The organism is Cohnella lubricantis (assembly GCF_014212015.1).
In the GTDB taxonomy this organism is placed as follows: Bacteria; Bacillota; Bacilli; order Paenibacillales; family Paenibacillaceae; genus Cohnella; species Cohnella lubricantis.
This window is the reverse complement of the sequence record NZ_JACJVN010000024.1, coordinates 98,920-122,510: the sequence shown is the minus strand read 5'-3', so window position 1 is coordinate 122,510 and position 23,591 is coordinate 98,920. Positions and strand designations below refer to the sequence as shown.

At 57.3% G+C, this 23,591-nt stretch carries 26 protein-coding genes; 9 read left to right on the top strand and 17 right to left on the bottom strand.

The annotated features are described in order from the left end of the window. Nucleotides 1-130: 130 nt before the first annotated feature. The 3 genes from clpP to H4Q31_RS06510 all read right to left on the bottom strand — a co-directional run bounded on the left by clpP (nt 131) and on the right by H4Q31_RS06510 (nt 1,721). On the bottom strand, nt 131-718 hold the full coding sequence (gene clpP / locus H4Q31_RS06520; RefSeq protein ID WP_185178265.1) for an ATP-dependent Clp endopeptidase proteolytic subunit ClpP: 588 nt from the start codon (nt 716-718) through the stop codon (nt 131-133). A gap of 72 nt (nt 719-790) precedes the next feature. Beyond that, complete coding sequence (locus tag H4Q31_RS06515) at nt 791-1,120, bottom strand: hypothetical protein (protein WP_185178264.1); 330 nt, start codon at nt 1,118-1,120, stop codon at nt 791-793. After that, entirely contained in the window at nt 1,113-1,721 is a 609-nt protein-coding gene (locus H4Q31_RS06510; protein WP_185178263.1) for an ArsR/SmtB family transcription factor, read from the bottom strand. Before H4Q31_RS06510 ends, H4Q31_RS06515 begins: the two co-directional genes overlap by 8 nt. A 181-nt stretch (nt 1,722-1,902) precedes the next feature. Between H4Q31_RS06510 and lplA the strand changes: the two genes are divergently transcribed. Together lplA and H4Q31_RS06500 are read left to right on the top strand one after the other, a co-directional pair. Then, on the top strand, nt 1,903-2,892 hold the full coding sequence (gene lplA, locus H4Q31_RS06505; protein ID WP_185178262.1) for a lipoate--protein ligase: 990 nt from the start codon (nt 1,903-1,905) through the stop codon (nt 2,890-2,892). A gap of 44 nt (nt 2,893-2,936) precedes the next feature. Continuing rightward, complete coding sequence (locus tag H4Q31_RS06500) at nt 2,937-3,764, top strand: aldo/keto reductase (RefSeq protein WP_185178261.1); 828 nt, start codon at nt 2,937-2,939, stop codon at nt 3,762-3,764. Nucleotides 3,765-3,847: 83 nt separating this feature from the next. Here the strand turns inward: H4Q31_RS06500 and H4Q31_RS06495 are convergent, their stop codons facing one another. Next, nucleotides 3,848-4,333 (bottom strand): hypothetical protein, encoded by a 486-nt coding sequence (locus H4Q31_RS06495; RefSeq protein ID WP_185178260.1) that lies wholly within the window; start codon nt 4,331-4,333, stop codon nt 3,848-3,850. A 2-nt stretch (nt 4,334-4,335) separates the two neighbouring features. Beyond that, nucleotides 4,336-4,887: an NAD(P)H-dependent oxidoreductase gene (locus H4Q31_RS06490; RefSeq protein ID WP_185178259.1), complete on the bottom strand. Its 552-nt coding sequence runs from the start codon at nt 4,885-4,887 to the stop codon at nt 4,336-4,338. Between the two features lie 151 nt (nt 4,888-5,038). Here H4Q31_RS06490 and H4Q31_RS06485 point away from each other — a divergent pair, with 151 nt between their 5' ends. Together H4Q31_RS06485 and H4Q31_RS06480 are read left to right on the top strand one after the other, a co-directional pair. Next, nucleotides 5,039-5,677 carry an efflux RND transporter periplasmic adaptor subunit gene (locus H4Q31_RS06485; protein WP_185178258.1) on the top strand — a complete coding sequence of 213 codons (639 nt, stop codon included), beginning with the start codon at nt 5,039-5,041 and terminating at the stop codon, nt 5,675-5,677. Nucleotides 5,678-5,690: 13 nt separating this feature from the next. After that, nucleotides 5,691-7,229 (top strand): DHA2 family efflux MFS transporter permease subunit, encoded by a 1,539-nt coding sequence (locus tag H4Q31_RS06480; protein WP_185178257.1) that lies wholly within the window; start codon nt 5,691-5,693, stop codon nt 7,227-7,229. A gap of 109 nt (nt 7,230-7,338) precedes the next feature. On the opposite strand, the gene H4Q31_RS06475 is transcribed toward H4Q31_RS06480, so the two are convergent. From H4Q31_RS06475 to H4Q31_RS06450, 6 genes are all read right to left on the bottom strand, one after another. Next, complete coding sequence (locus H4Q31_RS06475; protein ID WP_185178256.1) at nt 7,339-8,490, bottom strand: ABC transporter permease; 1,152 nt, start codon at nt 8,488-8,490, stop codon at nt 7,339-7,341. A 23-nt stretch (nt 8,491-8,513) separates the two neighbouring features. Beyond that, nucleotides 8,514-9,443, bottom strand: coding sequence for an ABC transporter ATP-binding protein (locus tag H4Q31_RS06470; protein ID WP_221626751.1), 930 nt, complete (start codon nt 9,441-9,443; stop codon nt 8,514-8,516). Next, nucleotides 9,422-9,709 (bottom strand): ATP-binding cassette domain-containing protein, encoded by a 288-nt coding sequence (locus H4Q31_RS06465; RefSeq protein ID WP_185178254.1) that lies wholly within the window; start codon nt 9,707-9,709, stop codon nt 9,422-9,424. Before H4Q31_RS06465 ends, H4Q31_RS06470 begins: the two co-directional genes overlap by 22 nt. Before the next feature lie 16 nt (nt 9,710-9,725). Then, a complete protein-coding gene (locus H4Q31_RS06460; protein WP_185178253.1) occupies nt 9,726-9,893 on the bottom strand; it encodes a hypothetical protein in 168 nt (55 codons plus the stop codon). Continuing rightward, entirely contained in the window at nt 9,890-10,282 is a 393-nt protein-coding gene (locus H4Q31_RS06455) for a GntR family transcriptional regulator (RefSeq protein WP_185178252.1), read from the bottom strand. Before H4Q31_RS06455 ends, H4Q31_RS06460 begins: the two co-directional genes overlap by 4 nt. Nucleotides 10,283-10,422: 140 nt before the next feature. Beyond that, nucleotides 10,423-11,403, bottom strand: a complete 981-nt coding sequence (locus H4Q31_RS06450) for an RluA family pseudouridine synthase (protein WP_185178251.1) — start codon at nt 11,401-11,403, stop codon at nt 10,423-10,425. Nucleotides 11,404-11,550: 147 nt separating this feature from the next. On the opposite strand from H4Q31_RS06450, the gene H4Q31_RS06445 reads away from it, so the two are divergent. From H4Q31_RS06445 to add, 4 genes are all read left to right on the top strand, one after another. Beyond that, on the top strand, nt 11,551-11,979 hold the full coding sequence (locus H4Q31_RS06445) for a MarR family winged helix-turn-helix transcriptional regulator (RefSeq protein WP_185178250.1): 429 nt from the start codon (nt 11,551-11,553) through the stop codon (nt 11,977-11,979). Nucleotides 11,980-12,050: 71 nt separating this feature from the next. Beyond that, the gene (locus tag H4Q31_RS06440) at nt 12,051-13,250 is read left to right on the top strand and encodes an MFS transporter (RefSeq protein WP_245347316.1); all 1,200 of its coding nucleotides are present in this window, start codon (nt 12,051-12,053) and stop codon (nt 13,248-13,250) included. A 538-nt stretch (nt 13,251-13,788) separates the two neighbouring features. Next, nucleotides 13,789-14,169, top strand: coding sequence for a DnaJ family domain-containing protein (locus tag H4Q31_RS06435; protein ID WP_185178248.1), 381 nt, complete (start codon nt 13,789-13,791; stop codon nt 14,167-14,169). A gap of 23 nt (nt 14,170-14,192) precedes the next feature. Further along, nucleotides 14,193-15,224, top strand: coding sequence for an adenosine deaminase (add, locus tag H4Q31_RS06430; RefSeq protein ID WP_185178247.1), 1,032 nt, complete (start codon nt 14,193-14,195; stop codon nt 15,222-15,224). A 137-nt stretch (nt 15,225-15,361) separates the two neighbouring features. On the opposite strand, the gene H4Q31_RS06425 is transcribed toward add, so the two are convergent. The 5 genes from H4Q31_RS06425 to H4Q31_RS06405 are packed head-to-tail and all read right to left on the bottom strand — an operon-like array spanning nt 15,362 to nt 21,478. Then, nucleotides 15,362-15,886: a YfiT family bacillithiol transferase gene (locus tag H4Q31_RS06425; RefSeq protein WP_185178246.1), complete on the bottom strand. Its 525-nt coding sequence runs from the start codon at nt 15,884-15,886 to the stop codon at nt 15,362-15,364. A 23-nt stretch (nt 15,887-15,909) separates the two neighbouring features. After that, on the bottom strand, nt 15,910-16,812 hold the full coding sequence (locus H4Q31_RS06420; RefSeq protein WP_185178245.1) for an ABC transporter ATP-binding protein: 903 nt from the start codon (nt 16,810-16,812) through the stop codon (nt 15,910-15,912). A gap of 3 nt (nt 16,813-16,815) precedes the next feature. Continuing rightward, nucleotides 16,816-19,713 carry an ABC transporter permease gene (locus H4Q31_RS06415; RefSeq protein WP_185178244.1) on the bottom strand — a complete coding sequence of 966 codons (2,898 nt, stop codon included), beginning with the start codon at nt 19,711-19,713 and terminating at the stop codon, nt 16,816-16,818. Nucleotides 19,714-19,758: 45 nt separating this feature from the next. Further along, on the bottom strand, nt 19,759-20,802 hold the full coding sequence (locus tag H4Q31_RS06410; protein WP_185178243.1) for an efflux RND transporter periplasmic adaptor subunit: 1,044 nt from the start codon (nt 20,800-20,802) through the stop codon (nt 19,759-19,761). Beyond that, entirely contained in the window at nt 20,786-21,478 is a 693-nt protein-coding gene (locus tag H4Q31_RS06405; RefSeq protein WP_185178242.1) for an ABC transporter ATP-binding protein, read from the bottom strand. The genes H4Q31_RS06410 and H4Q31_RS06405 overlap by 17 nt, the downstream gene beginning before the upstream one ends. Before the next feature lie 198 nt (nt 21,479-21,676). On the opposite strand from H4Q31_RS06405, the gene H4Q31_RS06400 reads away from it, so the two are divergent. After that, complete coding sequence (locus H4Q31_RS06400) at nt 21,677-22,018, top strand: LytTR family transcriptional regulator DNA-binding domain-containing protein (RefSeq protein ID WP_185178241.1); 342 nt, start codon at nt 21,677-21,679, stop codon at nt 22,016-22,018. Nucleotides 22,019-22,121: 103 nt separating this feature from the next. Here the strand turns inward: H4Q31_RS06400 and cls are convergent, their stop codons facing one another. Continuing rightward, the gene (cls, locus tag H4Q31_RS06395) at nt 22,122-23,576 is read right to left on the bottom strand and encodes a cardiolipin synthase (RefSeq protein ID WP_185178240.1); all 1,455 of its coding nucleotides are present in this window, start codon (nt 23,574-23,576) and stop codon (nt 22,122-22,124) included. Nucleotides 23,577-23,591 lie beyond the last annotated feature (15 nt).

The window sequence follows — 23,591 nt, the reverse complement described above, 5'->3', positions numbered from 1 at the left end:
CACGATTTCATAAAAAAAGAACCTTCCATGTTGGAAGGCTCCTATCGTCGAGAAGACATATCTGATAAGCATCGAGTCTATCTCGGCAGCCTGAACCTTCCTTAGATGGATGGCCCAATGGTTCGAGTCTTCACTCCTGCGTCAGAATCCGGTCCACAATCCCATAATGCAACGCTTCCTCCGCGGTCATGTAGTTGTCGCGGTCTGTATCCTTGCTGATCTTCTCGAGCGGCTGGCCCGTGCGCTCCGACAGGATGCGGTCGAGCCGGTCGCGGGTCTTGAGGATGTTATCGGCGTGAATCTTAATGTCCGAAGCCTGCCCTTTCAGTCCGCCGCTAAGCCAAGGCTGATGAATCATGATCTCTGCGTTCGGAAGCGCATAGCGTTTGCCTTTGACCCCTGCCGCCAGCAGCACCGCCCCGAACGAGGCCGCGAAGCCGACACATATCGTGGACACGCTCGGTTTAATGAATTGCATCGTGTCGTAGATGCCAAGTCCGGCGGTGGTTGAGCCTCCCGGACAATTGATATACATATGAATATCCTTCTCCGGGTCGTCGGCCGCCAAGAACAGCAGCTGCGCAATGACCGAATTGGCGACTTCATCATCGATCGCGGAGCCGACGAAGATGATCCGATCCTTCAGCAGCCGCGAGTAGATATCGTACGACCGCTCTCCTCTGTTCGTCTGCTCTACAACTACGGGTACATAACTCATCGCAATCCCCCCTCGAAAATTACCGTCTCGCGAGTAGGCCTTCCATGCGGGCAGCCGCAAGACCAATGTGAACTAAGCCGCCATTCGTAAGCCCGAATCCATCCGTTTGCCTGTCATGCGCAGCGGCGCCGCCGAGCGGGATCCCGCCCCGAAGCCGGAAGAGACGATGACAATGACAGGCGGTCTCCCCTTATTCGTTCCCTCGCCGAGCGGAACCGCGCGAACGGTAGACTCCCCTTGGGATTGGCCGCCGTCTCTTGTCGCGGGACCCTTCTCCCAGATCATCACCTCGCGCGCCTCCCCGGCCTGACCATTCGTCTTGCCCACGCATCTATCCTCTCTGTTCGAATCGTTCTTCAACGTTTCCGTCTCCTGCCTCTCATCCTTACGCATCTTACACATCGCTCTTCCCTCCCGATTCCACTTGTGGATAGACAGCCAATACGGCGCGGAACCCGCCTTCCGCGTCTCCCGTCAGCCGGTACTTCGCGGCGACGGCGCGCACCGCTTCTTCGTAATCCCGAAGGAACGCCGCTCTGGCGGTCTCATCAGGAAGCCGAACATCCAACTCTACGACGGCGCTCGGCACTTCCTCAGAGGCATCGGAGGCTTCCATAAGCCGCAGCGCATCCTGCCGGATTCGCTCGGCTTGGTTGAGAAGCTGCCGCAGCGCGCCTTGATCCTTCATTCGGTTCGTTAAGTCCTCGGGCCAGCCGAACGAATCAGGAATGACGTAGGTGCGGGCGACGGCCCGGTACAGCACCTCGATCAAATTTTTGACCTGGCGCGATCCGCTTCGCTGCACCAACCCGACCTTCTCCAAGCTCTTCAAGTGATAATTGATCTTCTGCGGCGTCTCTCCCATGTGGCGGGCGACCTCCGAAGCGGACATCGGGTCGGCCAGCAGCCTCAGGATGTCCGCCCTCATCGGATTGAGCAAGGCAAGCGCCTGCTCCGGCGTCTCCAGACGGTACACGTCCGCAATGTCAGGCAGTGAGTTCATCGGTTTGATTCTCCATAAAAATTTATTTTACGTAAACATATCTTATTACGGCGTGCTGGAAAAGTCAACCTGCAAACCAGCCTACTTCCTCGTTCGCCAAATTTGTTCTTCTGCGTCCGCTAACGTACAATAAAGGCATGCGCCCATGCGGCCAACCATCGTTCCATAGGAGGTCCCTCAGGTGTTATTCATCGATAACGGCAACGGCCACGATCCCTCTCTCAATCTGGCGCTGGAAGAATACATTCTTCGCAAGCTGCCGGCGGAGAACGACTATTTGCTCTTCTACATCAATTCGCCTTCGATCATCATCGGCAAGAACCAGAATACCGCCGAAGAGATCAATACCGAATACGTGCAGGAGCACGGCATTCATATCGTCCGGCGCCTATCGGGCGGCGGCGCGGTCTATCACGATCTCGGCAATCTGAATTACAGCTTCATCACCCGCGACGACGGGCAATCGTTCCACAACTTCCGCAAGTTCACCGCTCCTGTCATTGAGGCGCTGCGCAAGCTGGGCGTCGAAGCGGAGCTGTCCGGGCGCAACGACATTCAGGTCGGCGAACGCAAGATCTCGGGCAACGCCCAGTTCTCCACGAAGGGGCGCATGTTCACCCACGGCACGCTGTTGTTCGACTCGCACATGGAGGATGTCGCGGCGGCGCTCAAGGCGAATCCGCTCAAGTTCGAATCCAAAGCGACGAAGTCGGTTCGCAGCCGCGTCGCCAACATCTCAGAATTTCTGCGCGAGCCGATGACGATTGACGCATTCAAGCAATATATACTGGAGTCGATCTTCGAGGGACGCCAAATCGAGCAGTACCGGTTGACTGAGGCGGATTGGGCAGGCGTCCGGCAGCTCGCCGACGAACGGTACCGGAACTGGGATTGGAATTACGGCATGTCGCCGGAGTTCAATGTCAGGCAGTTGAAGAGAATCGAAGGCGCAGGCACATTCGACGTGCGGCTGAATGTCGACAAGGGGATTATCCGGGAGGCTTCGGTGTACGGGGACTTCTTCGGACGCGGCGAAGTGACGGACGTGACCGCCAAGCTGGCCGGCGTCCGATATGACCGCAAGGCGATCGAGGCGGCGCTCGAAGGCGTCGATCTGACGTTCTACTTCGGTCCGGTGGATCGGGAGGAGTGGCTGTCGCTTCTCATTTGATCGAGGCGGCATTATCTTAAATAAGGGAATATGGAGGAATGAACATGACGACATCGATTGGCGCACGCACGAAGCTGAGCAACGGAGTCGAGATGCCCTGGCTGGGACTCGGCGTCTGGAAGGTAACCGAAGAAGGCGAAGCGCAGCGCGCGATTCACGCCGCCGTCGAGGCAGGCTACCGCAGCATCGATACCGCCAAAATATACCGCAACGAGTCCGCTGTAGGCGAAGCGATCCGATCATGCGGAATAAGCCGCGACGAGCTGTTCGTCACGACGAAGATCTGGAACGAAGACCAAGGCTACGACCGGACGCTGACTGCGTTCGAAGAGAGCCGGGAGCGTCTCGGGCTGGACGTAATCGACCTGCTGTTGATTCACTGGCCGGGCACTGATAAGTTCATCGACACGTGGAGAGCGTTCGAGAAGCTGTACAACGACGGCCGCGTGCGCGCCATCGGCGTCAGCAACTTCCAGGTGCATCACCTGCGCAAGCTGGCTGAAGCGAATTCGATTACTCCGATGGTGAACCAAGTGGAATTCCACCCGTTGCTGACGCAGAACGAGCTTCGCGCTTATTGCGCCGAGCACGGCATCCAGCTGGAAGCTTGGAGCCCTCTCATGCAGGGCAATCTGGATCACCCGATCTTGAAGGAGATCGGCGCGAAATACGGCAAATCGCCTGCACAAGTTATCCTGCGTTGGGATCTCCAGCATGGCGTCGTCACGATACCGAAGTCGGTTACTCCTTCGCGGATCGCGGAGAACGGCGACATCTTCGACTTCGTTCTGAGCGAAGAAGAAGTCGCCCGCATTGACGCGCTGAACGAGAACCGCCGCTTCGGCGCGAATCCGGACGAATTCCTGTTCTAATCAACGCATTGCCCGCCTTCCCGAGCGCTGCTGCCCTGCAGCTGTTCTTGGGAAGGCTTTCTTAGGTTCTTGCCGAGGCTCGCTTATTTCTCCTTCTCTTCGGACCTGCGGAAATTCTGCATAGCCTTCCGATAATCCGAATCGGAGATGACCTTATCGTTCGCTCGGGAAGAAGGGGCAGCCGCTGCGCTCGAGCCGGTGCGAAGCTTGCGAAGCGCCTGCCGGTAAGTCGCGTCCTTCGTCTCTGGCTTCGAATTCAACTCTTGCGAACCGGATGCCGGCGGCGTTGCCTCGGCGACGGGTTCCTTCCCGCGGCTGCTGCGGGGAGGATAAGCCGCTCGTTCCCGAACCGAAGCCAGGGAGGCATCTTCCGCTTCCGCGGCCTTCCCTGCGTCAACTGCCGCAGATAACTTAACTGCACCATCCGAATTCTCTTCGCCCGGCTTATCCGGCGTCTGCCTCTCCTGCTTCTCTTGCTTCTCGTGCCCCCGTTTAGCTGCCCTCACATTGAGGACAATCAGAATGATAATGAGCAACAAGGCGACGGCGCCATAACCGATCAGGATCATCCCTATTCCTCCCGTTCGCCGATGAATCGCGCCGTCAGCGTCGCAACTCGCTTGCCAAGCGCTCTTCCCAGAGCCAGATCCTGCTCCGTCGGCATATTAGGCGCGTCGTCGGGCGATTCCTCCAGCCGGCAAGTAATCCCGACGCCGTAGTAAGAGCCGTACTCGACATTCTCCGGGACGTTCGCCGGCAGCCCCACAATGATCATACCTTGATGAAGCATCGGCGTAATCAAGTTCAGCAGCGTCGCTTCGATGCCGCCATGCTCCGTCGCGGTCGTACAGAAGACGGCGCCGAGCTTGTTGATCAAGCTGCCATGCGCCCACAGATAGCCCAGCTTGTCGATCCACGCCTTCAGTCCCGCGCTGATGCTTCCAAAGTGGCCCGGACACCCCCAGATAATGGCGTCCATACGGTCCAAATCATGCGGGTCCGCACGCTCCACATGGTGCAGATAAACCCTCGCCCCGCGGACGCTGCGCGCGCCTTCAGCGATGGAATGAGCGAGCGACTCCGTATGCCCGTCCTCGCTGTCGTATACGACATAAATATTCATGACGCCCCTCCAAATACGGTACCAGATTATATTACTGTTGCTCCATTCGCCGAACCTATTCGTCCACCGATCAGGATTATTTCGGTTGTCAGGGAGGAACCCTATCGGAACGACTATCCCGGCAGCAGGGACAAGAAAGGAACGGCGATATATGAAAAGTTCGCGTCTAGTGCTCATCAACATCATCGTCATCCTCATTATTGTGGCGGGCGGCGGTGCGGCGATTTATTACTACAACCAATCCATCAACTACATCTCGACGGACAACGCCCAGGTGGACGGCCAAGCCGTCACAATCGCAGCTCCGGCTGCGGGAGAGTTGGCGAGCTGGACAGGCGCTGTCGGACAGAAGTTCTCGGCGGGAGAGACAATTGGCTCGGTTAAGGCAGGTACGACCACCACCAATGTTAACGTTCCGGCCGATGGGACCGTCGTGCAGCAGAACGCGGTCGTCCATTCCATGGTCGGCGCGGGAACAGCGCTCGCGAGGGCATATGACCTCGATCATCTGTGGGTGACGGCGAATATCAAGGAGACGAAGATCAACGAGGTCAAGGAGAATCAGACGGTAGACATCTACGTGGATGCTTTTCCCGGGACGACCTTAACAGGCAAAGTGTCGCAGATCGGGCTGGCGACGGCGGGCTCATTCTCCTTGCTGCCGGCTTCCAACACGACCGGCAACTACACGAAGGTGACCCAAGTCATCCCGATCGTCGTTGAAGTCGACGGCTACCGCGGCCTCGGTCTCGTCCCCGGCATGAGCGTCAGCATCCGAATTCACAAATAAGGGAGCGAGCGCCATGAATAAGCCGAATGTCGGCCCGACGGTCGCCGTGCTCATCTGCGGCATGTTCCTCGCCATCCTGAACCAGACGATGGTTAACGTTGCGATTCCGCACATGATGACCGATCTGAACGTGTCGACGACAACGATTCAATGGCTGTCCACCGGCTTCATGCTGGCCAATGCGATTATGATTCCGATCAGCACGTTCCTGATGTCGACGTTTCGAACCAAATGGCTCTTCGCCGTCTCGATGCTGCTGTTCACGGCCGGCTCGTTCATCTGCGGGATCGGCCCTACCTTCTCGATCGTGCTCATCGGCCGAATCATTCAAGCGATCGGGGCGGGCATCATGATGCCGCTCGTCACCAATATCTTCCTTCGTATCTTCCCTCCAGAGAAGATGGGCAAAGCGATGGGCATGATGGGTATCGCCATGGTGTTCGCTCCCGCGGTGGGACCAACCTTCGCAGGCTATATGGTGGAGCATTACTCTTGGCGGATTCTGTTCTTCGTGATGGTTCCGCTTGGAGCGGCGGAAGTGATCTTCACCCTCCGGTATTTGACCAATGTTCTGCCGCAGTCTTATCCGAAGCTGGACTGGATCGGCGCAATTCTGTCAACGGTCGGGCTTGGCGCGCTGCTATATGGCCTTAGCGAAGCCGGCAGCCGCACCTGGCAGGACGGCGTCGTGATCACGTCCATCATCATCGGCCTGGTGTTCTTGTTGTTCTTCGTGTACCACCAGCTCACGACCGACGTTCCGCTGCTTAACCTTAAAGTGTTCGGCAACGTCACCTTCACGATGTCGACTCTCGTCAGCGTGATCGTCAACATGGCGATGTTCGGCGGTATGCTGTTGCTGCCCATATACGTACAGAACATTCGCGGGTATACGCCGCTGGAATCCGGACTGCTGCTGCTCCCAGGCGCGATTCTAATGGGCATCATGTCGCCAATCTCCGGCGCGCTCTTCGACAAGCTTGGCGTCCGTCCGCTTGCAATTGTGGGGCTAATCATTACGGCACTGACGACATACCAATTCACGAAGCTGACGGATGGGACTTCCTACTCGCATATCATGCTGCTGTACGCGCTGCGAAGCTTCGGCATGTCCTTCATCATGATGACCATTATGACCGAAGGGCTGAACGCCTTGTCCCTTGCGCTCAAGAGCCATGGCACGGCTGTGGCCAATACGATGCGCCAAGTCGGCAGCTCCTTCGGCACCGCGCTGCTCGTCACGGTCATGGCTTCGCGGACGAATGCGCATGCCGCGATGTATACGACCAACATCTCGATGAATCACCCGATCGTCGCCGACAACGTGCGCCAATTCGAAGCCGTCGTCGCGGCGGCAACCGGCCTTCCCGCCGATATCGGCGGCGCTTACGCGCTTACGCTGCTCGGCGGCCTCATCTCGAGGGCGTCTTCGATTGGCGGCATCAATGACGCCTTCGTCGTCGCGACGTATATTACCGTTCTTGGGCTATTCTGCTCGCTGTTCCTGAACCGTCCGAAGAACCGGCCCGCGCAGGCGAAGATCAAATCCTGAAGCAGCAGAAGGGAGCGTCGATTCGCCGGAACACAGCAAGCGCCGCTTCCGATCTTGCGATCGGGGCGGCGCTTCTTGGCGCTCGGCTTCAAGTTCACCCGGTCGGCGGTTAATCCAACGCAGACTTCATGAACCCGCGGAAGCGAGCTAAGGCGACCAACAATCCAAGGGCAGCGAAACCTAGCAGAGCGGCCAGGGACGGCAGAACGGCGGACAGGTGCGCTTCTCTTGTCATGATGTCTTGGAACGCCTTCTGTGCCCAATATTGCGGAATGAAATGACTGATGGTCTGCATCGTCTTCGGCAAATATTCAATGGGGAACCAGAGGCCGCCTAGCACCGCTCCGCCAAGAGCGATCAATTGGGTGATACCGATTCCCTGATTCTCGCCACGGACGATCATGCAGACCGCCAGTCCGATGCCCGTTCCGCAGACGGCCAGCACCAGAACAACAGCAGCTGCCGCGACAACGTCTCCCAACGGCATGCCATAGACGAAGTGGCCGAACGTCAGCAGTATCGCACATTGAATCACCGCCACGACAAGGTAAGCCAGCCACATGCCAAGCAAGTAACTGAGCGGCGACATCCGTGTCGTGCGAAGACGGGCGGTTATGCCGGACGACTTGTCGCCTAGGAAACGACGAATCATCGAGATGATGATGAAGAATACGAACATTACCGTGTAGCCGGGAACGATCTGCGTCAGCGAATTCGTCGATTGGACGTTCTGAGGCTTATCTTCAATTCGCAGCGGCGCCGTCATGGCCTGATCGATTTGACCCACGTTCAGGCCCGCCGCCCGAAGTTCGTCCTCGATATTGGACTCTCGCATGCCGCTCGCAATGTTCTCCAGCGTCGAACGCAGCGGCTGAACAACCTGGGATGTCGCGTCCTCGTACAGCTCGACAGATGCTTGCGCCTCGCTGCCACCCTTTAAATCATCCGCAAAGCCATCAGGCAGAACAAGCAGGGCGGATGCCTTGCCGCCCCGAATTCTGGACAGCAGATCGTCCAATTGCGACTCGTTCTTCTCTTCCAGGGCATAGCCGCCTTTCTGCTCCAGCGAAGCGAGGAAAGACCGAGAGGCTTGCGATTGGTCCAGATCGATGTACGGAAGCGATACCTTCGTCTCCCCTAGATTCCCAAATACGGAACCGAACAACACGATGAACAGGATGGGCAGAAGCAATAGCCAGAAGAACGTGCCCTTCTCCTTCAACAACAGCTTCCACTCTTTGACCGCTAGGCTAAACACCATGGCATTGATCCCCTCCACCTGAGTTAAACGTCTCTTAGCGTCGTGCCAGTCAGCGACAGGAAGACCGTCTCGAGCGAAGGCCGTACGATCTCCAGCTGCTTCACGCGAAGAGCCTGCGCCTGGCAGGTGGCCGCCCACGACGCGATCGCTTCCAGAGGAGACGAGGTCTCCAGAATCCATCCCCTGTCCTTGGATACGGGCTTGCCGAATCCAGCGATCTCCGGAGGCTCCTGTTGCCCGTCCAGCTCCAGATAGACGGCTTGCGTGCCGAAGCGGTCCAGCACTTCGCTCAGTTCGCCCTGGGCCATGACTTCGCCATGGTCGATGATCGCCAGCGAGTCGCAAAGCGCCTCGACTTCTTCCATGTAGTGCGTGGAGTATAGCACCGTCACCCCTTCATGCTGCAAGGAGCGTATCATCTCGAAAATATGATTGCGCGACTGAGGATCGATGCCTACCGTCGGTTCGTCCATGATCAGAAGCCGCGGCTTATGCAGCAGCGCGGCCGCAATGTTCACCCGGCGCTTCATGCCGCCGGAGAAGGAATCGACCGCATCCTTCGCCCGATCCGCAAGTCCGACCTGCTCCAGCACATCCGCGATGCGCTCCTTCAACACCGGTCCGCGGACGCCGTACATCTCGCCGAAGAACTTGAGATTGTCCGCAGCGCTCAGCTTCTCATACAGCGTAATGGACTGCGGCACATAGCCGACCTGCCGGCGGATCTCTTCGCCGGACGAGGAGGCGTCCTTGCCGAATACGGCCACTCGGCCATGATCCGGGTCTAACAGGCCGCATAATATTTTCATCGTCGTCGACTTCCCGGCACCGTTCGGCCCAAGCAGACCGAAGCAGCTTCCTTCTCGCACCTCGAAGCCGATTGCCTTTAACGCGGGCTTCCCCGCATAGGATTTAGCCAAGGATTCAATGGTTATGGCGGTTTGCACGTGCATTCCCCTCTCCCGATCTTGCCTGATCTTATAGAACCAATTGCTTCTTGGCCACGCCGACCGTTCAACGCGTCGATCAAGGCGGAGACGATCCGCTCCCGCGAGAGCATGTCGATGCCGGAGAACGGCTCGTCGAGCACCAGCAGCGGCACATCACGCGCCAGACAAAGCGCGAGCATCAAATGCGCTTCCTGGCCTCTGGACATCCCATGTACGTCCATGTCGGCTTCGAGCCCCAGCGAATCCAACAGACGGCCCCTATCCGGCAAATAAGTGATTTTCCCGCTAAGCCGCCAGGAAGGCGCTTCGCCAAGAATCCGCAGGCAAGTCGACGTTCGGACCGAGTATCGCGGTGATCGCACCCTCAGGAATCGCAATGTCCATGCCGCGGAGAACTTGCCTCTTGCCATAACGCTTCTCGAGTCCCGTTCCTTGAATCGCCGTCCGGTTCACTGCTCCGCACCGCCTCTGCTTCTAAGAATCGCCGCGATCTCGGACGCCGTGAAGCCCAAACTGCTCAGCTTGGCGAAGAATTCGTCCACGGCTTCCTCCGCCAGCCGGTAACGGATTGCCTTCACCTTATCAGCGTCGGTCGTAATGAACGTCCCTTGCCCCCGTCTCGTCCCCGTCAATTGTTCGCGATCGAGTTCCTGATACGCCCGCATGACGGTGTTCGGATTAATCATTAACGCCTGCGCCATCTCTCTAACGGAAGGAATCTTCTCTCCCAATGCGATCTCACCTTTCGCAATCGAACTGCGGATCTGCTTGAGCACTTGCTCGTATAACGGTTGGCTCAAATCGAGCGCGAATCTCATGCCCCCGACAGTAACCTCATTCAAGAGGGCACCTCCTTCAGTATGTCACTTGAATTAAGTGTATTATATCACTCAATACACTTATCACAATAGAATATACAAAAAAATCCAAAGGACTTAGACCTTTGGATTCAATCGCAATCGTTTATCTGTTGACATACCCGTTACAGGTTCGCCAGCGCATTCGCCGACAGGCCGGCGCGTTCGATGATCTCCCTCATCTGCTCCGGCAGCGGAGCTCGGAATTCGCGGCCGTCCGGCAGCACGATACGCCAAGCGTGAAGCATCTGGTGGTTGACGCCGGCATACGGCTTGCCGCCGTATTTGACGTCGCCGAGCAGCGAATGGCCGATGCTCTGGAAGTGCGCGCGGATCTGGTGTGTCCGGCCGCTGACCAGCTCGACCTCGATCAGCGAGTAGCCGCGCCCGCTCTGCAGCGAGCGATAATGGGTGACGGCCGTCTTCTCCTGCGGCTCGGCCCCTCCGCCGCGCTTCTGCGCGGAAGCGGCCGCCGCGTCGCTCGCCACGCGCGTGCGATTGCCGCGCTCGTCGCGAACCAGATTTTCAGCCAGCGTTCCTTCCCCTTCCAGCTTCCCTTCCACGATCGTCACGTAATACTTCTGCAGTTCGTGCTTCTGGATCCACTGGTTCAGCTGATGCAGCATCCCTGCCGTCTTGCCGACGAGCACGAGTCCGCTCGTGTTCCGGTCCAGGCGGTTCGCGGTCGCCGGCATGAAGAGCGGGCTGTCCAAGTCGCCTTTGCGATACAGATAAGCGTGTACCCGGTTGATGAGCGTGTCCTTCTGATCGGTACGATCAGGATGAGTCAGCACGCCGGTCGGCTTGTAGACGACCAGCAGCTGATCGTCTTCGTAGATGACGTCGATGTTGGCGTTAACGCCGACGTACTTCGTTTTTTTCTGACCCTTGGAAGCTTCGGCGTACTGGGTCTCATCGACGTAGAGCATCAGCTCGTCGCCAGCCGCCAGCTCGTAATTTTGATTTTTACGTTTGCCGTTCACTTTCGCTTTGCCTTGATCGATCATTTTATAAATTTGACCGAGCGGGATATTCGGCATCAGGTTGCGCAAATAGCGATGCAGCCGTTTGCCGCTCTCCGACGCGGTGATCTTGCGAGTTATCATATATTACCGCCACTCTCCAGAATGATTTGCATCGTCAGAGTACAGCGTAACAATTGCGGGACGTGAGATCAAGCTTGCGATTTGACGAAAATAGTTGTTTCCAATATAATTGCTATAGCAACTATTTTGACGGAGGTTGAGCGAAGGATGAAGCTTGACGATTCCATCGGTTTCCTCATTAACCAGACCGGCCGGAAATTATCGCAGGTCGTGAATCACTACTTCGCTGCCCACGAGATGACCAGCGAGCAATGGTCGGTGCTGGCGCGCCTGTGCGAAGAAGATGGAATCAGCCAGAAGGAATTGGCCGCCCGCGTCAGCAAGGACCAGACGAATGTCACCCGCATTCTCGATCAGTTGCAGCGCAAAGGGCTGATCGTGCGCATGACGAACCCCGAGGATCGCCGTTCCTTCCTGCCCTCGGTAACGCCGGAAGGCAGACAGATGTACGAACGAATGGCTCCGCTTGAAGAGCAAGTGATCGCGCTGGCGATTCAAGGGCTGGATGAGAAGGAAGTCGCCAAACTGAAGGAGCTGCTGCAGCGAATCGCGAATAATGCGGCGCGGCAGCTATAGTCGAATGAATGTTGGCTTGAATCGGCGATATAGGTACTTCAACTAAGATGAATACAGAAGGAGTAATGAGATTGGAATCGCAACGTTTATGGACGAAATCTTTTATTAGCATTTGTTTGAGCAGCTTTTTTATTTTCATTACATTTTATTGCCAAACGGCAACGCTCCCTACTTTCGTCACCGACAACCTAGGCGAGAGCCAATCGCTTGCCGGTTGGGTGCTGACAGTTTATGTCATCGCCGGCGTCCTCATGCGCCCGTTCGCCGGAAGATGGATGGTCGGTCCGCATCGTTCGAAAGTCCTTATCCTCTCGCTGATCGGCTTCATGGCGGTGTCGCTGTTCTACCCGCTCGTCTCGTCATTCGGCTTCTTGCTCGTCCTTCGCGCCTTGCAAGGCGTTAGCTTCGGCGCGGCGACAACGGGCAACGGCACGATCGTCGCGGAGATTGTGCCGACCCAGCGCAAAGGCGAAGGGCTCGGCTATTACACGCTGTCATTTAATTTGGCGATGGTGCTCGGTCCGTTCGTCGGCCTGCTCGTCATTCAGAACGCGAATTTTAACGTGTTGTTCTACATTCTGATCGCGTGCGGCGTTCTCGGCCTCGCACTCGGCTGGTCGACCGCCCGAATTCCAAAGCCGAGTACGGAAGAGGGTTCGGTCCACAAGCAAGAGAAGCTCACCTTCAAGTCTTTGTTCGAAGTAGGCGCCATTCCGATCTCCATTACGGCTCTGCTGCTCGCGATTGCATACAGCGGCATCCTGTCGTACGTGCCGACCTATGCGAAGGAGATCGGCCTCAGCTCCATCTCCAGCTACTACTTCGTCGTGTACGCGATCATCATGGTATTGGCTCGGCCGTTCACCGGCCGCATGTTCGACAAGCTGCCGCGCAATATGCTGGTCTATCCGACCTTGCTCCTCTATGCCGGCGGATTGGTCGTACTGGCATCAGCTAATTCGGCATTCACGTTCCTGCTCTCGGCTGGGATCATCGGCCTTGGCTATGGAAGCTTGTTCCCTTGCCTGCAGGCGATCGCCGTCCAATCCGTGCCGCGTGAACGCGTCGGCCTCGCGACGAGCACGTTCTTCATCTTCTTCGACAGCGGCGTCGGCATCGGCTCGGTGCTGCTTGGCAGCGTCGCTTCGGCCACGAGCAACCGCACGATGTATCTGGCGGCCGCCGCCATCGTTGCGCTTGCCGCCATTGTCTATTTCGCGCTATTGCATCGCAACGCTGCGCCTAAGCCGCAGGCCGCTAAGAATGCTTGATGCAAGCGGCGGGAGGCAAGCGGGAAGAGCAGGCGTACGCGTGCCGCTTAGTAGCGGCTGCGTGTCGCGTGCGGGCCTCGCACAACAGCCAGATACGACAGCTTGTCGCAGCAAGAGCGCTTCGTTCCGCGAATCGGCCGCCGGCCTGTTCTGGAGCGAAGCGCTCTTGTTGGTTTGTGTTGAGGCGATAATCCGCTCATATAGGCCGAGGGCTGGTGTATGGCACCGAGCATCGATGCGGCGAAGACATAATCTGATCTCCATCTTTGAAATGGATCAAATGTATACGACAAAGCAAGTCCACATAACCAAAGGATAATGGCCATCGTATCGTCACGCTTCCTCTCTGATTATCCAACTACACTATATTGCGGAACGCCTGCGGCGAAGCAATAATCGATTTATATTTTGGCATTCCGTGTTTGCATGTAAATTAAAGTGACATGGTTCGAAAATTACTTTCCCTAGCCATTTCAACCTGGCTTGCGGCATGCTACAATCGATATCAATATTAAGCGATACAGAGGGTGATGCCGTCATGGATTGGATCTCATCCATCGTGGAAGAGCGAATTCGCGAAGCCCAGGCCCGCGGCGACTTCGACCACCTCCCCGGACGCGGCAAGCCGCTTCCGCCTGACGAACTCGCATCAGTGCCGGATGCGCTCCGCATCGGGTATCGGCTGCTCAAGAACGCCGGAGCGATTCCTCCCGAGCTTGAGCTTCGCAAAGAGATGGTCACGATTGAGGATCTGCTCCGCTGCTGTACGGACGATGGCGAACGCGGCCGGCTTCGGGAGAAGCTGAATGAGGTACAGCTTCAATACCGGTCGATGATGGAGCAGAGGGGATGGCATCAGACGGCCGTCTTCGAGCAATACCGGGAGCAGATCGAGAAGAAGCTGCTCTCGGACGACTAACGCGCGAGAGGGGATGAGATTGGATGAATTGGCTTAAGCGAATGCCGAAAGTGGATTTGCACCTGCACCTGGACGGCTGCGTGAAGCCAGAGACGATGCTCGAATGGGCTGCTGAGCAAGGATCGGAGCTGCCGGCGAATGACGCCGCCGGCTTGCTGCCCTATATGACCGTCTCGGACGACTGCGCCAGCTTAGTCGATTATTTGGCGAAGTTCCGGTTCGTGCTCCCCTTCCTTCAGAATGAACAGGCTTTGGAGCGCAGCGCCTATGAAGCGGTCGAACGCGCAGCTGAAGATAATTGCATCTATATCGAGGTTCGGTTCGCGCCTCTCTTGCATACGGAACGCGGCCTAACGGCCGATGACGCGCTCGCGGCCGTCATTCGCGGCCTGCGCCGCGGCGAAGAACGCTACGAGATTCGTGCCCGGGCGATCGCCATCTGCATGAGGCACCATTCGCCGAAGGATAATCTGGAGGTCGTCCGCACCGCTTCTCGTTACCTCGGACGCGGGCTGGTTGCCGTTGATCTCGCCGGAGACGAGGCTGGCTTCCCGCCGCAGCTATTCCGCGAAGTGTTCGAACTGGCGCAAGAGCTTGGCATCCCGGTGACGATCCATGCCGGCGAAGCGGGCGGCGCCGACAACGTGTTGGAAGCGATCGACAGGCTTGGCGCGGTGCGCATCGGCCACGGCGTACGGGCGCGCGAGAATCCCGCCGTGCTGGAACGCATTCGAGAGTGCGGCATTCCGCTGGAGCTCTGCCCTACCAGCAACATCCAGACCAAGGCAGTGGACGGTTGGGAGGATTACCCGATCCGCGACTACATGCGGAGCGGCATCGTCGTCACAATCAACACAGACAATCCGACCGTCTCGGGCACGAGTATGACCGAGGAATGCCGGCGGCTTGCCGAGCATCTTGGGTTCGGGATGGCCGATATCGTCCGGCTGATGGAGAACGCAGTCGAAGCCGCATTCTTGGATGAAGCCGAGAAAGCCGCGCTGCGTGAGGAGTTCCTGCTCCGAATAGCAGAGATAGGCGTACCGGCCGTCTGATCCTACAGACCGGAACATCAAGAGAGCTGCCCCTTCTCACGCCTAGATTCGTCTAGACAGTGTGAGACGGGACAGCTTTTGCTTTTGGGTTTGCGGCTATTCTAGATAGACCGAATAGATCGGTCTGCCTGATCCGTTTACCAGCCCTTGCGCTCTCGAAGCGAAGTGATATGTGCCGTATGATGCCTGCCGTGCCATGAATAATTGCCCAAGGCGCGAGCGAGCGTATTCGTCACTTGATAGCCGGGATGATAGAAGGTGCGGGCATAATCTTCCTCGCTCATCGACTCCAGCAACGCCGTCCAGCGGCTGTGCACCGCTTCGATCAATGCCAGCGAAGGACCGATTGGGTATGTCTTGCTATCCGCCAGCTCCGCCCATAGCTGCTCCTCGTACGGCTTGATCGTTGGATTGTCCTCCGTCAGCGCCAGCTTGAATCGCGTCAGACAGTTCGAATGGCTGTCCGCGATATGATGCACAACTTGGCGAATCGTCCAGCCTCCGTCCCGATAAGGCGTGTCGAGCTGCTCCTCGCTAAGCCCGCTGACAGCGGCTGCCACCCGCGCCGGCAGCGCACGGATGTCTTCGATCCATTCCGCACGCTTCTCGACCGTAATCGGCCCTTCAAACTCGAACTTGCCAATCGGATATCTCTCGTCCATATGAAGCCACTCTCCTGCTCCCTTTATTTTTTAGATGAGACTGCCTCAGGCGGCGTCAGCACGATCCTGCCATCGGCAAGCTCCACCTTCACCTTGTTGCTGTCCTGCAGGCCGATCGACTCCAGATAGGCAGCCGGCACTTGCAGCCTTCCCGCCTTGTCCAGCACCGCATATTCGACATGCGTCTCTTCATCGACCGCGGCCTGCTCGCTGCCAAGCTCCAGCTCCATTAGCTCTTCTGCGTAAGATTTCTTGCGCAGCATCTCCGACGAGATCTTGCCGTCGCGAATGGAGACGACGCGGTCCACCTTCCTCGCGAGCTGCGGGTCGTGCGTCACGATGACGATCGTGATGCCGAGCGTGCGGTTCAGCTCCCGGAACAAATCGAGGATCTGGTCCGCCATTCGCGAGTCGACCGAGCCGGTCGGCTCATCTGCGAGCAGAAGCCGCGGATGGTTCGCCAGCGCGATCGCAATCGCCACCCGCTGCTGCTCGCCGCCGGACAATTGATGCAGCTTGTTCTGCGCGCGGTGCAGCAGGCCGACCGCATCCAGCAGCTCCAGCGCACGCATCCGCTTGCGCCTTCCGGAGAGCAGAATCGGGAGCTCTACATTCTCGAGCGCGGTCAGATAGGGAATGAGATTGCGAGCGTTGTTCTGCCAGACGAAGCCGACGCTCTCCCGCTTGTAGCGCACCAGATCCCGTTCGGACATCTTCAGCATATCCTTGCCGTCGATGAGCAGGCTGCCGGCAGTCGGGCGATCCAATCCGCCGAGCATGTTCAGCAGCGTCGACTTGCCGCTCCCGCTGTTCCCGATAATCGCCATGAGCTCCCCGCTCTCTACCTGCAGGTCAAGCCCTTGCAGCGCGAACACTTCCAGATCGGCTGCCTTGTAGATTTTCACCAGCCCGTCGCAGTGGATCATCGGTCAGTCCTCCCCCAGCTTAAGCGCTTGATGAATGCGGGTCCGCGCCATCATGCCGCCCAAGATCGCCAGTCCCAGCACGAGCATGGTGCAGACGACGGCATACAGCCGAATGTAGTCGAACGAGTCGAATATGACATGGAAAGGAGGAACGAGCGCCGATGGATTAAACGCAATCTGGAAATTAGGCACATACAGGCTGCTCGCCAGGTTGCCGACGAAGATGCCAATTACCACCGCGATGCCTGAGGTAAGCGCCTGCTCAAGCACCAGCATGCCGATCATCTGCCGCAGCGACAGGCCAAGCGCACGCATCACGCCGTTCTGCAGCGTTCTTCCTTTTAATGACAATACCCAGTATAACAGAAATCCGAAGAAGCTGACGATGATGGAGATCAGGAAGCCCAGTGTCAGAATGCCGTTCAGCGCCATCAGGAACGGATCGTTCTTCTCCAGATTCCATTCAAGCTCCGTATTGACCAGCTCCGTGACAGGCAACCGATTCTCCTCCACAGCCTCATACAATGCGGCAGATGAGAATCCAGGCTTCATCTTCAGCCAGACCTCATACGGCTCGAGTCCCAGTTGGAACTGGATGCGCGAGAGATGTCCGACGATCAGCATAGGCGCGTTGCGCTTCGTTCTCTCGTCGCTTGCCACCACCGATCCGAGCGGCGGGTTCGGGTTAAACGTCGGGAAGTAGTCGATGATGCCGTACACGACGAACGGCTGCGACTGGGAGTTGGCCCACCCGATCCAGATCGTGTCTCCGGCCTTCGCTTGCTTCTGTTCTGCCAGCGTACGGGAGATGAGCACCGCTCGCGTATCGGAAGCCATTAGATTCAAGTAGTCGTTAAGCGAATGGTCCAGCAGTCCGCTCGGGAACCAAGCCGTCATGCCGAAATCGTACGTATCGATCCCCATCAAAGTCGCCGATCCGGCCTCGTCCCCGACGGAGAAGTTAGCATTCTGCTTCACGAACACCTTGGCCGCATGCTCGACTCCCGGCAGCTTCTCGTAAGGCTCGAACGCCGGCTCCAGGTAATGAACCGGTTCGGAAGATATCCCCGCAGCCGTATCGCCGGAAGCGCCTGCTCCGGGAGGCCCGCCCCCCATCGCAGGAGCAGGCTTATCGTTGACCCAAACGGAGGTGATCGCAATATCTGCGCCGCTGGCATAGCGAATCCGGTCCTCCGTGTTGTTGTTAATCGTTCTAGCTGCGCTGGCGCTGAACACGCCGGTTGCGATCGTCAGAAGCAGAAAGACCATCAGGAACTGATATTGGCTGCTCGATCGGCCGACTTGGATGAGCGTCGCATATGTTCCGGGACGCCACCACTTCCGTCCGATCCAATAGATAATCCGGAGCAGATACGGGTACAAGCGGAGCAGCAGCAAGCCCGCTCCTACGATGAACAGCGCCGGCACGAGGAATTGCAGCGGATCGATGTTCAGGTCGGAGGAACCCAGTCCAAGGTTCTTCAAATTAGCCAGACGCGTCCGGAACGTATATAAGCCATAAATGGCAATTGCCACGAAGATGACATCCAGAAATAGCTTGTGCCACAGCGGCGTCCGCAGCTGACGCGCCAGCTCTTGCTTACGGCCGACGATTGACGCGCGGGTAGCAAGAAGAACGGGGATCAGCAACATCACGAGCGAGACACCCGCAGCTGCGAGACCGTACAGATATGCTTGCGACGAGACTCGTACGGGCAGCGCAGCACGGGATACGAAGGACAAGAAGCCGTTCGATGCGCCCAGCACCTTCGTCAGGAACAGCCCGATGAATGGGCCCACAGCCCAAGCGGCGGCGCTCAGAATGAGACCCTCGACGAAGAATGCTGCCGCGATCTGCCACCTGGCGGCGCCTCGGCTGCGCAGCACCGCAATCTCGTTCTTCTGGCGGTCGGCAATCAGATTGGCGACCATGAACATATAGAACGCCAGCATGATCAGCACCGGCACATTAAGCGACCACATCAACGTCTTCAGACGGGATGTCCGCTCATCGTACTGGTCCAACGTATCAAGCACAGGCACAGTATAGGCCGTCTGGAATACGCTGATCCGCTGCTTCATGAAGTTCCGAATCTCTTGATCCGTCTGCAGGAAATCATCGACCTGGCGCAGCTCCATCTTGGAATAGTCCAGCACGATATTCCAGCTGTTGTTGATAACCGAGACTTTATTCGCTCCCAAGAAGTCGCGGTCCATAACGCTCTGGTCGACGACGATGGCACTATCAAAGCCGGATAAGGACGGGTTGCTAAAGTACGGATCGTCGTCTCTCTTCTTCTCGAAGACGCCGACCGGCTTAAACCGAATCTTCTCGCCCGTGTCCTCGGATATAGCCTCGAACTCAGTTCCCAATACCGTCTTTAGCTTGAACAGCCCGTTCGAAGTGACCAGCACTTCATACACGCCGTCTTCGCTCTGCCCGCTCGGCATCCGGCCGTCGGTCAACTGGATATGTTCGTTAAGTCCGGACAACGACGTGAATCGGACCGAGCGCTTCTCCTTCAGATCCTCCTCCGTTCCGGTCACTGGAGTCGCTTGAATCGATCGGGTGCTGCGCTGAATAACGGTCTCGAGAACCGGGAGCGTGAATCCATGAGCACCGGTTCCCTGCATATATGCATCCATATCCTTCAGAAGAGACTCGCGCTGCTCCGGCGTCTCCTCCGCGAACGACACCCTCGCGAAGTAGGCCCCCGGATAGTAGCCTCTCTCCTGCTGGATCGTCTGCAATTCCTTCACCAGCATCCGCGACAAGATCGCCTCGGAGTAGATCGGCATCGTGCTCACGAGCGCGACGCTGATCGTCATGCCGAGCAGCAGGCTGGCGGACAGCCATTTGTTGTTCATCATCTTCCGAATAATCATTACGAATAAGGCCACGCGATAGCCTCCCGTTCCAGAATGGCGGCACGAAGATCCATGATATTATTGCAGAATGACAACGTCTCCTTCGTCCAATCCGTGGACGATCTCCACTTCCGTGGAGGACGTAAGGCCCGCTTCGACATCGAGTTCGCGCACCTTGCTGCCTTCTTCCAGCGTCCGGACGAAGGTGCGGCCGAGCGAATTGCGGAGCCCGCTTCGCGGAATCTTGACGACGTTCTCCTTCATCTGGGTCGTTATCTTCACATCCGCCATCGCGCCGATCTCGACGCCCTTTGGCACATCGTCTACTTGAATATAGAGCGTCTTGGCGTATCTCTCCGCCAATTCCTTATTGAGCGTCTGCGGAGCCGACGACGGCGTCTGTACGACTTTGCCTTCGATCGTCTTCTTCTCCCCGTCCACTTTCAAGCTGATCTCTGCCGGAAAACCGACGTTGACCTCTCTGGCCGCAAGCATTCCATCCGTGTTCAACGTCAATCTCAGCTTCTTCGTATCGGCCACGATGACAAGCGTCTGATACGTGTCGACGTAATCGCCTGGATGCAGGTCCTCCACGAAGATGACCTGCCCGTCCATGTTCGCCTTCAGCTGCTTGCTGTTGTACTGGGCGGTCAGCCGGTCGAATTTCAACTGCTCGATCTCAACCTGAAGCGCGGCCATTCGAATCACTTCTTCGTCGTTGCCTTGAACGGCTCGCTCCTTGCGCAGGTTGTACTTGGCCTGCTCAAGCGTCAATTCCTGCTGCTTCACTTGCAAGTCCAGATCCTCCATCACAAGCTGTACGAGCACATCACCCTTCTTCACGGTATCTCCGGAATGGACCAGCACCTCCTGAACGCGCCCTCCCTGGCCCGTGAACTGAGCCATATCGGTATGATCCGATTCGAAGTACCCGCTGCCGTTCACTTCGATGCTGATCGTCCCCTTCACTGCCGTCTCAGTCTGATAGTTCTCGTTAGCCGGCTTCACTAGAGGCGGCGCGAGCGCTTCTTCTTCCTTCGGCAGCAGCGAGCATCCGGCCAACGCGAAGGCCAGCGCGAACGCTGCGCACCATTCGGCAGCCCGTTTAATTTTGAACGACAATTTGCCCATCCTCCAATTCGTAAACTTGATCGACGATCTCCATAATGGCAGGATCGTGCGTCGTCAGAATGACGGAGATTCCGCTCTGCGTAACCAGATCCCGGAAGAGCTTAATAATATGAAGGCCCGTCTTGCTGTCCAATTCGGCCGTCGGCTCATCCGCGAGCAGCAGCTTCGGCTTGTGGGCGATCGCCCGTGCGATAGCCGTTCGCTGCTGCTCCCCGCCGGACAGCTCGAACGGGCGATGGTGCATACGGGCTTTGAGTCCGACCTGCTCGAGAGCGAGCTCAGCCGCTTCCTTGCGGCCTTTGGACGGATGGCCGCTGATCCGAAGCAGGAATTCCACATTCTCATAAGCGGACATTAACGGGAACAAGGCGAACGATTGGAAGACAAGCCCCATCTTCGTCCGCCTCACTTCGTCGCGTTCGCGGTCTGACAGTCCGGTCAGATTCAACCCGTCGAACGTCAAGCTGCCTCCCGTCGGGCGATCAAGGCCGCCGAGCAGGTTGATCAGCGTCGTTTTGCCCGAGCCGGAACGTCCTTTGAACGCAATGAGCCGGCCCGCCGGAACGTCCAGGTCCACGCCCTTAAGCACAGCGACCTCTCCTGCGCCCTTCCCGAACGTTCTCTTCAGACCGCTCGCCCGAATAATACTCTCCGCCGCTGCGGACATAGCTTGTCTGCCTCCTTCTTTGCAAGCGCAATCATTAGTTGTGTTAAACATAACTTTCACATCGCGCTATGTCAATCCAGAAGGAAAAGCCTAGGCTGATCCAGCCAAAAACTTTTAAAACAGGACTTAAAAACCATTCGAAAATACGTTATACTGTAAGCGCTACCAAATACGCTTTCTATAGGGGGTATTGGAAAGGTGGACGTAGCCGTAAATCTTTACGAGCATTTCGAGCCTCATCGGGACATTCTGTTCTTCAAGGTCGGAGCGCACGGATTAATTAGCTTTCATGGGCGCAATTATAATATAAAGAAGAGACTGTCCGCCGAACAGCGAGCGCTGCTGACTGAGGATCCCGCCTTCTTCCGCCTCGCTTCCGATTGCTATGTGAACGTGGACAAAATAACCGAGATCGCAAGCGATCAGCTCATCTTCGGAGACCGGAGCAGCACCTCGAAGTGCCTGCCCGTATCGAAGCGCAAGCAGCAACTGATCAAGCAGCGCATGCAGGAACGGAGCCAATTCGCCGCCCGTGTCTGAGGATGCGCCATTCACCCTTGCGGGCAAGAAGAACAAAGGAAGCCTCAAAGAGCCGATGCAACGGCTCTTTGAGGCTTCCTCTGTCGGTTGGTTTATTTAATGGCTACAGGATCGGGGACAGCAAGCGGGTAACCGACTCCCGAAACTTATGGCTTCGCGGGCGCTTCATATAATCGTCCAGCGTCCATATCTGGCTGTGCGCCATATCCTTCTGGAAGATCGCCTGCAGTTGACGCGCGACGGATTGATCGTACAGGATGGCATTCACCTCGAAGTTAAGCTTAAAGCTGCGGATATCGAAGTTGGCGGTGCCGACCGTCGCGGCCTTGCCGTCGACAACCATCGATTTGGCGTGCAGGAACCCATTCTGATATAGATAACACTTCACGCCAAGCGGCAACAGATCTCCTAGATAAGAATGCGTCGCCCAGTAGACCATCTGATGGTCCGGTATGCCTGGGATGATGATGCGAACGTCAACGCCGGACAGAGCGGCCATCTGGAGGGCGTTCAGCAGGCTCTCGTCGGGAATGAAGTAAGGCGTCTCGATCCAGACGCTCTCCTTGGCATGGTGAATCATGCGGATGTAGGCATTGCGGATTTGCTCCTGCGCTTGATCCGGCCCGCTCGCGACAATCTGCATCCCGATTCGGCCATTGTTCTCCGGCGGAGGGAACAACCCGGCGACCTCTTCAAGCTCTCGCTTGGACGCCAGCCGCCAATCCAATATGAACCGCGCTTGCATCTGCTGCACCGCGCTGCCCATAATCCGCAGGTGCGTATCCCGCCAATAGCCGAATCGCCGGTCGAGCCCCATATATTCGTCGCCGACGTTGAAGCCGCCGATATAGCCGATCCGGCCGTCGACGATGACGAGCTTGCGATGATTGCGGTAATTGACGCGGAAGTTCAAATAAGGGATTCTCGATGGGAAAAAGGCGGATGTCTCTCCGCCCGCGCGCTCAAGCGGCGAGAAGAACCCGGCAGGCAGCCGGTGGCTGCCGACGGGATCGTACAAGAAGCGCACCTTCACGCCTTCCAGTGCTTTGCGTGTCAAGCATTCGAGCAGCTTCCGGCCAATGCCGTCGTTGTTCACGATATAGTAGACGAGGTGGATATGCTCCTTCGCTTGCTCCAGATCCCGGAGCAAGGCTTCGAACTTGGAGGGGCCGTCCGTATAGAGATCGACCGAATTGTCTTGGCTGTACAAGGCCATGGCACTCGATAGATTCATATAGATCAGGTCCTCGTATTCCGCCGCGGCCGGGTCGTTGTACACGAGCCTGCGTTCCTTGAAGTCATTCCGCTGCCGCTGGATCAAGCGGTCGATCCTCTCCTTGCTCTCCTTGCGGACCTTGTAGATCTTCATGCGGCTCAAATTCTGGCCGAACACCAAATACAGCACGAAGCCGATGACCGGCAGGAAGAGGAACACCATCAGCCAAGCCCAAGTCGCGCCGATATTGCGGCGTTCGAGGAAGATGACGCTGATCGCCAGCATGAGGTTGATGGCGAGCAAGATATAATATAAATTTTGCTGGAGCGATTGGAAGGACATTCGATAACCTCGACA

What these genes read in the sequence shown, in the direction of transcription:
- H4Q31_RS06485 (WP_185178258.1), top strand. Translation starts at nt 5,039, where the DNA reads ATGAAAAGTTCGCGTCTAGTGCTCATCAACATCATCGTCATCCTCATT.
- cls (WP_185178240.1), bottom strand. Translation starts at nt 23,576, where the DNA reads ATGTCCTTCCAATCGCTCCAGCAAAATTTATATTATATCTTGCTCGCC.
- H4Q31_RS06435 (WP_185178248.1), top strand. Translation starts at nt 13,789, where the DNA reads ATGGATTGGATCTCATCCATCGTGGAAGAGCGAATTCGCGAAGCCCAG.
- H4Q31_RS06405 (WP_185178242.1), bottom strand. Translation starts at nt 21,478, where the DNA reads ATGTCCGCAGCGGCGGAGAGTATTATTCGGGCGAGCGGTCTGAAGAGA.
- H4Q31_RS06500 (WP_185178261.1), top strand. Translation starts at nt 2,937, where the DNA reads ATGACGACATCGATTGGCGCACGCACGAAGCTGAGCAACGGAGTCGAG.
- H4Q31_RS06490 (WP_185178259.1), bottom strand. Translation starts at nt 4,887, where the DNA reads ATGAATATTTATGTCGTATACGACAGCGAGGACGGGCATACGGAGTCG.
- H4Q31_RS06420 (WP_185178245.1), bottom strand. Translation starts at nt 16,812, where the DNA reads ATGATCCACTGCGACGGGCTGGTGAAAATCTACAAGGCAGCCGATCTG.
- H4Q31_RS06480 (WP_185178257.1), top strand. Translation starts at nt 5,691, where the DNA reads ATGAATAAGCCGAATGTCGGCCCGACGGTCGCCGTGCTCATCTGCGGC.
- H4Q31_RS06470 (WP_221626751.1), bottom strand. Translation starts at nt 9,443, where the DNA reads ATGCACGTGCAAACCGCCATAACCATTGAATCCTTGGCTAAATCCTAT.
- H4Q31_RS06510 (WP_185178263.1), bottom strand. Translation starts at nt 1,721, where the DNA reads ATGAACTCACTGCCTGACATTGCGGACGTGTACCGTCTGGAGACGCCG.
- add (WP_185178247.1), top strand. Translation starts at nt 14,193, where the DNA reads ATGAATTGGCTTAAGCGAATGCCGAAAGTGGATTTGCACCTGCACCTG.
- clpP (WP_185178265.1), bottom strand. Translation starts at nt 718, where the DNA reads ATGAGTTATGTACCCGTAGTTGTAGAGCAGACGAACAGAGGAGAGCGG.
- H4Q31_RS06445 (WP_185178250.1), top strand. Translation starts at nt 11,551, where the DNA reads ATGAAGCTTGACGATTCCATCGGTTTCCTCATTAACCAGACCGGCCGG.
- H4Q31_RS06450 (WP_185178251.1), bottom strand. Translation starts at nt 11,403, where the DNA reads ATGATAACTCGCAAGATCACCGCGTCGGAGAGCGGCAAACGGCTGCAT.
- H4Q31_RS06475 (WP_185178256.1), bottom strand. Translation starts at nt 8,490, where the DNA reads ATGGTGTTTAGCCTAGCGGTCAAAGAGTGGAAGCTGTTGTTGAAGGAG.
- H4Q31_RS06495 (WP_185178260.1), bottom strand. Translation starts at nt 4,333, where the DNA reads ATGATCCTGATCGGTTATGGCGCCGTCGCCTTGTTGCTCATTATCATT.
- H4Q31_RS06425 (WP_185178246.1), bottom strand. Translation starts at nt 15,886, where the DNA reads ATGGACGAGAGATATCCGATTGGCAAGTTCGAGTTTGAAGGGCCGATT.
- H4Q31_RS06515 (WP_185178264.1), bottom strand. Translation starts at nt 1,120, where the DNA reads ATGTGTAAGATGCGTAAGGATGAGAGGCAGGAGACGGAAACGTTGAAG.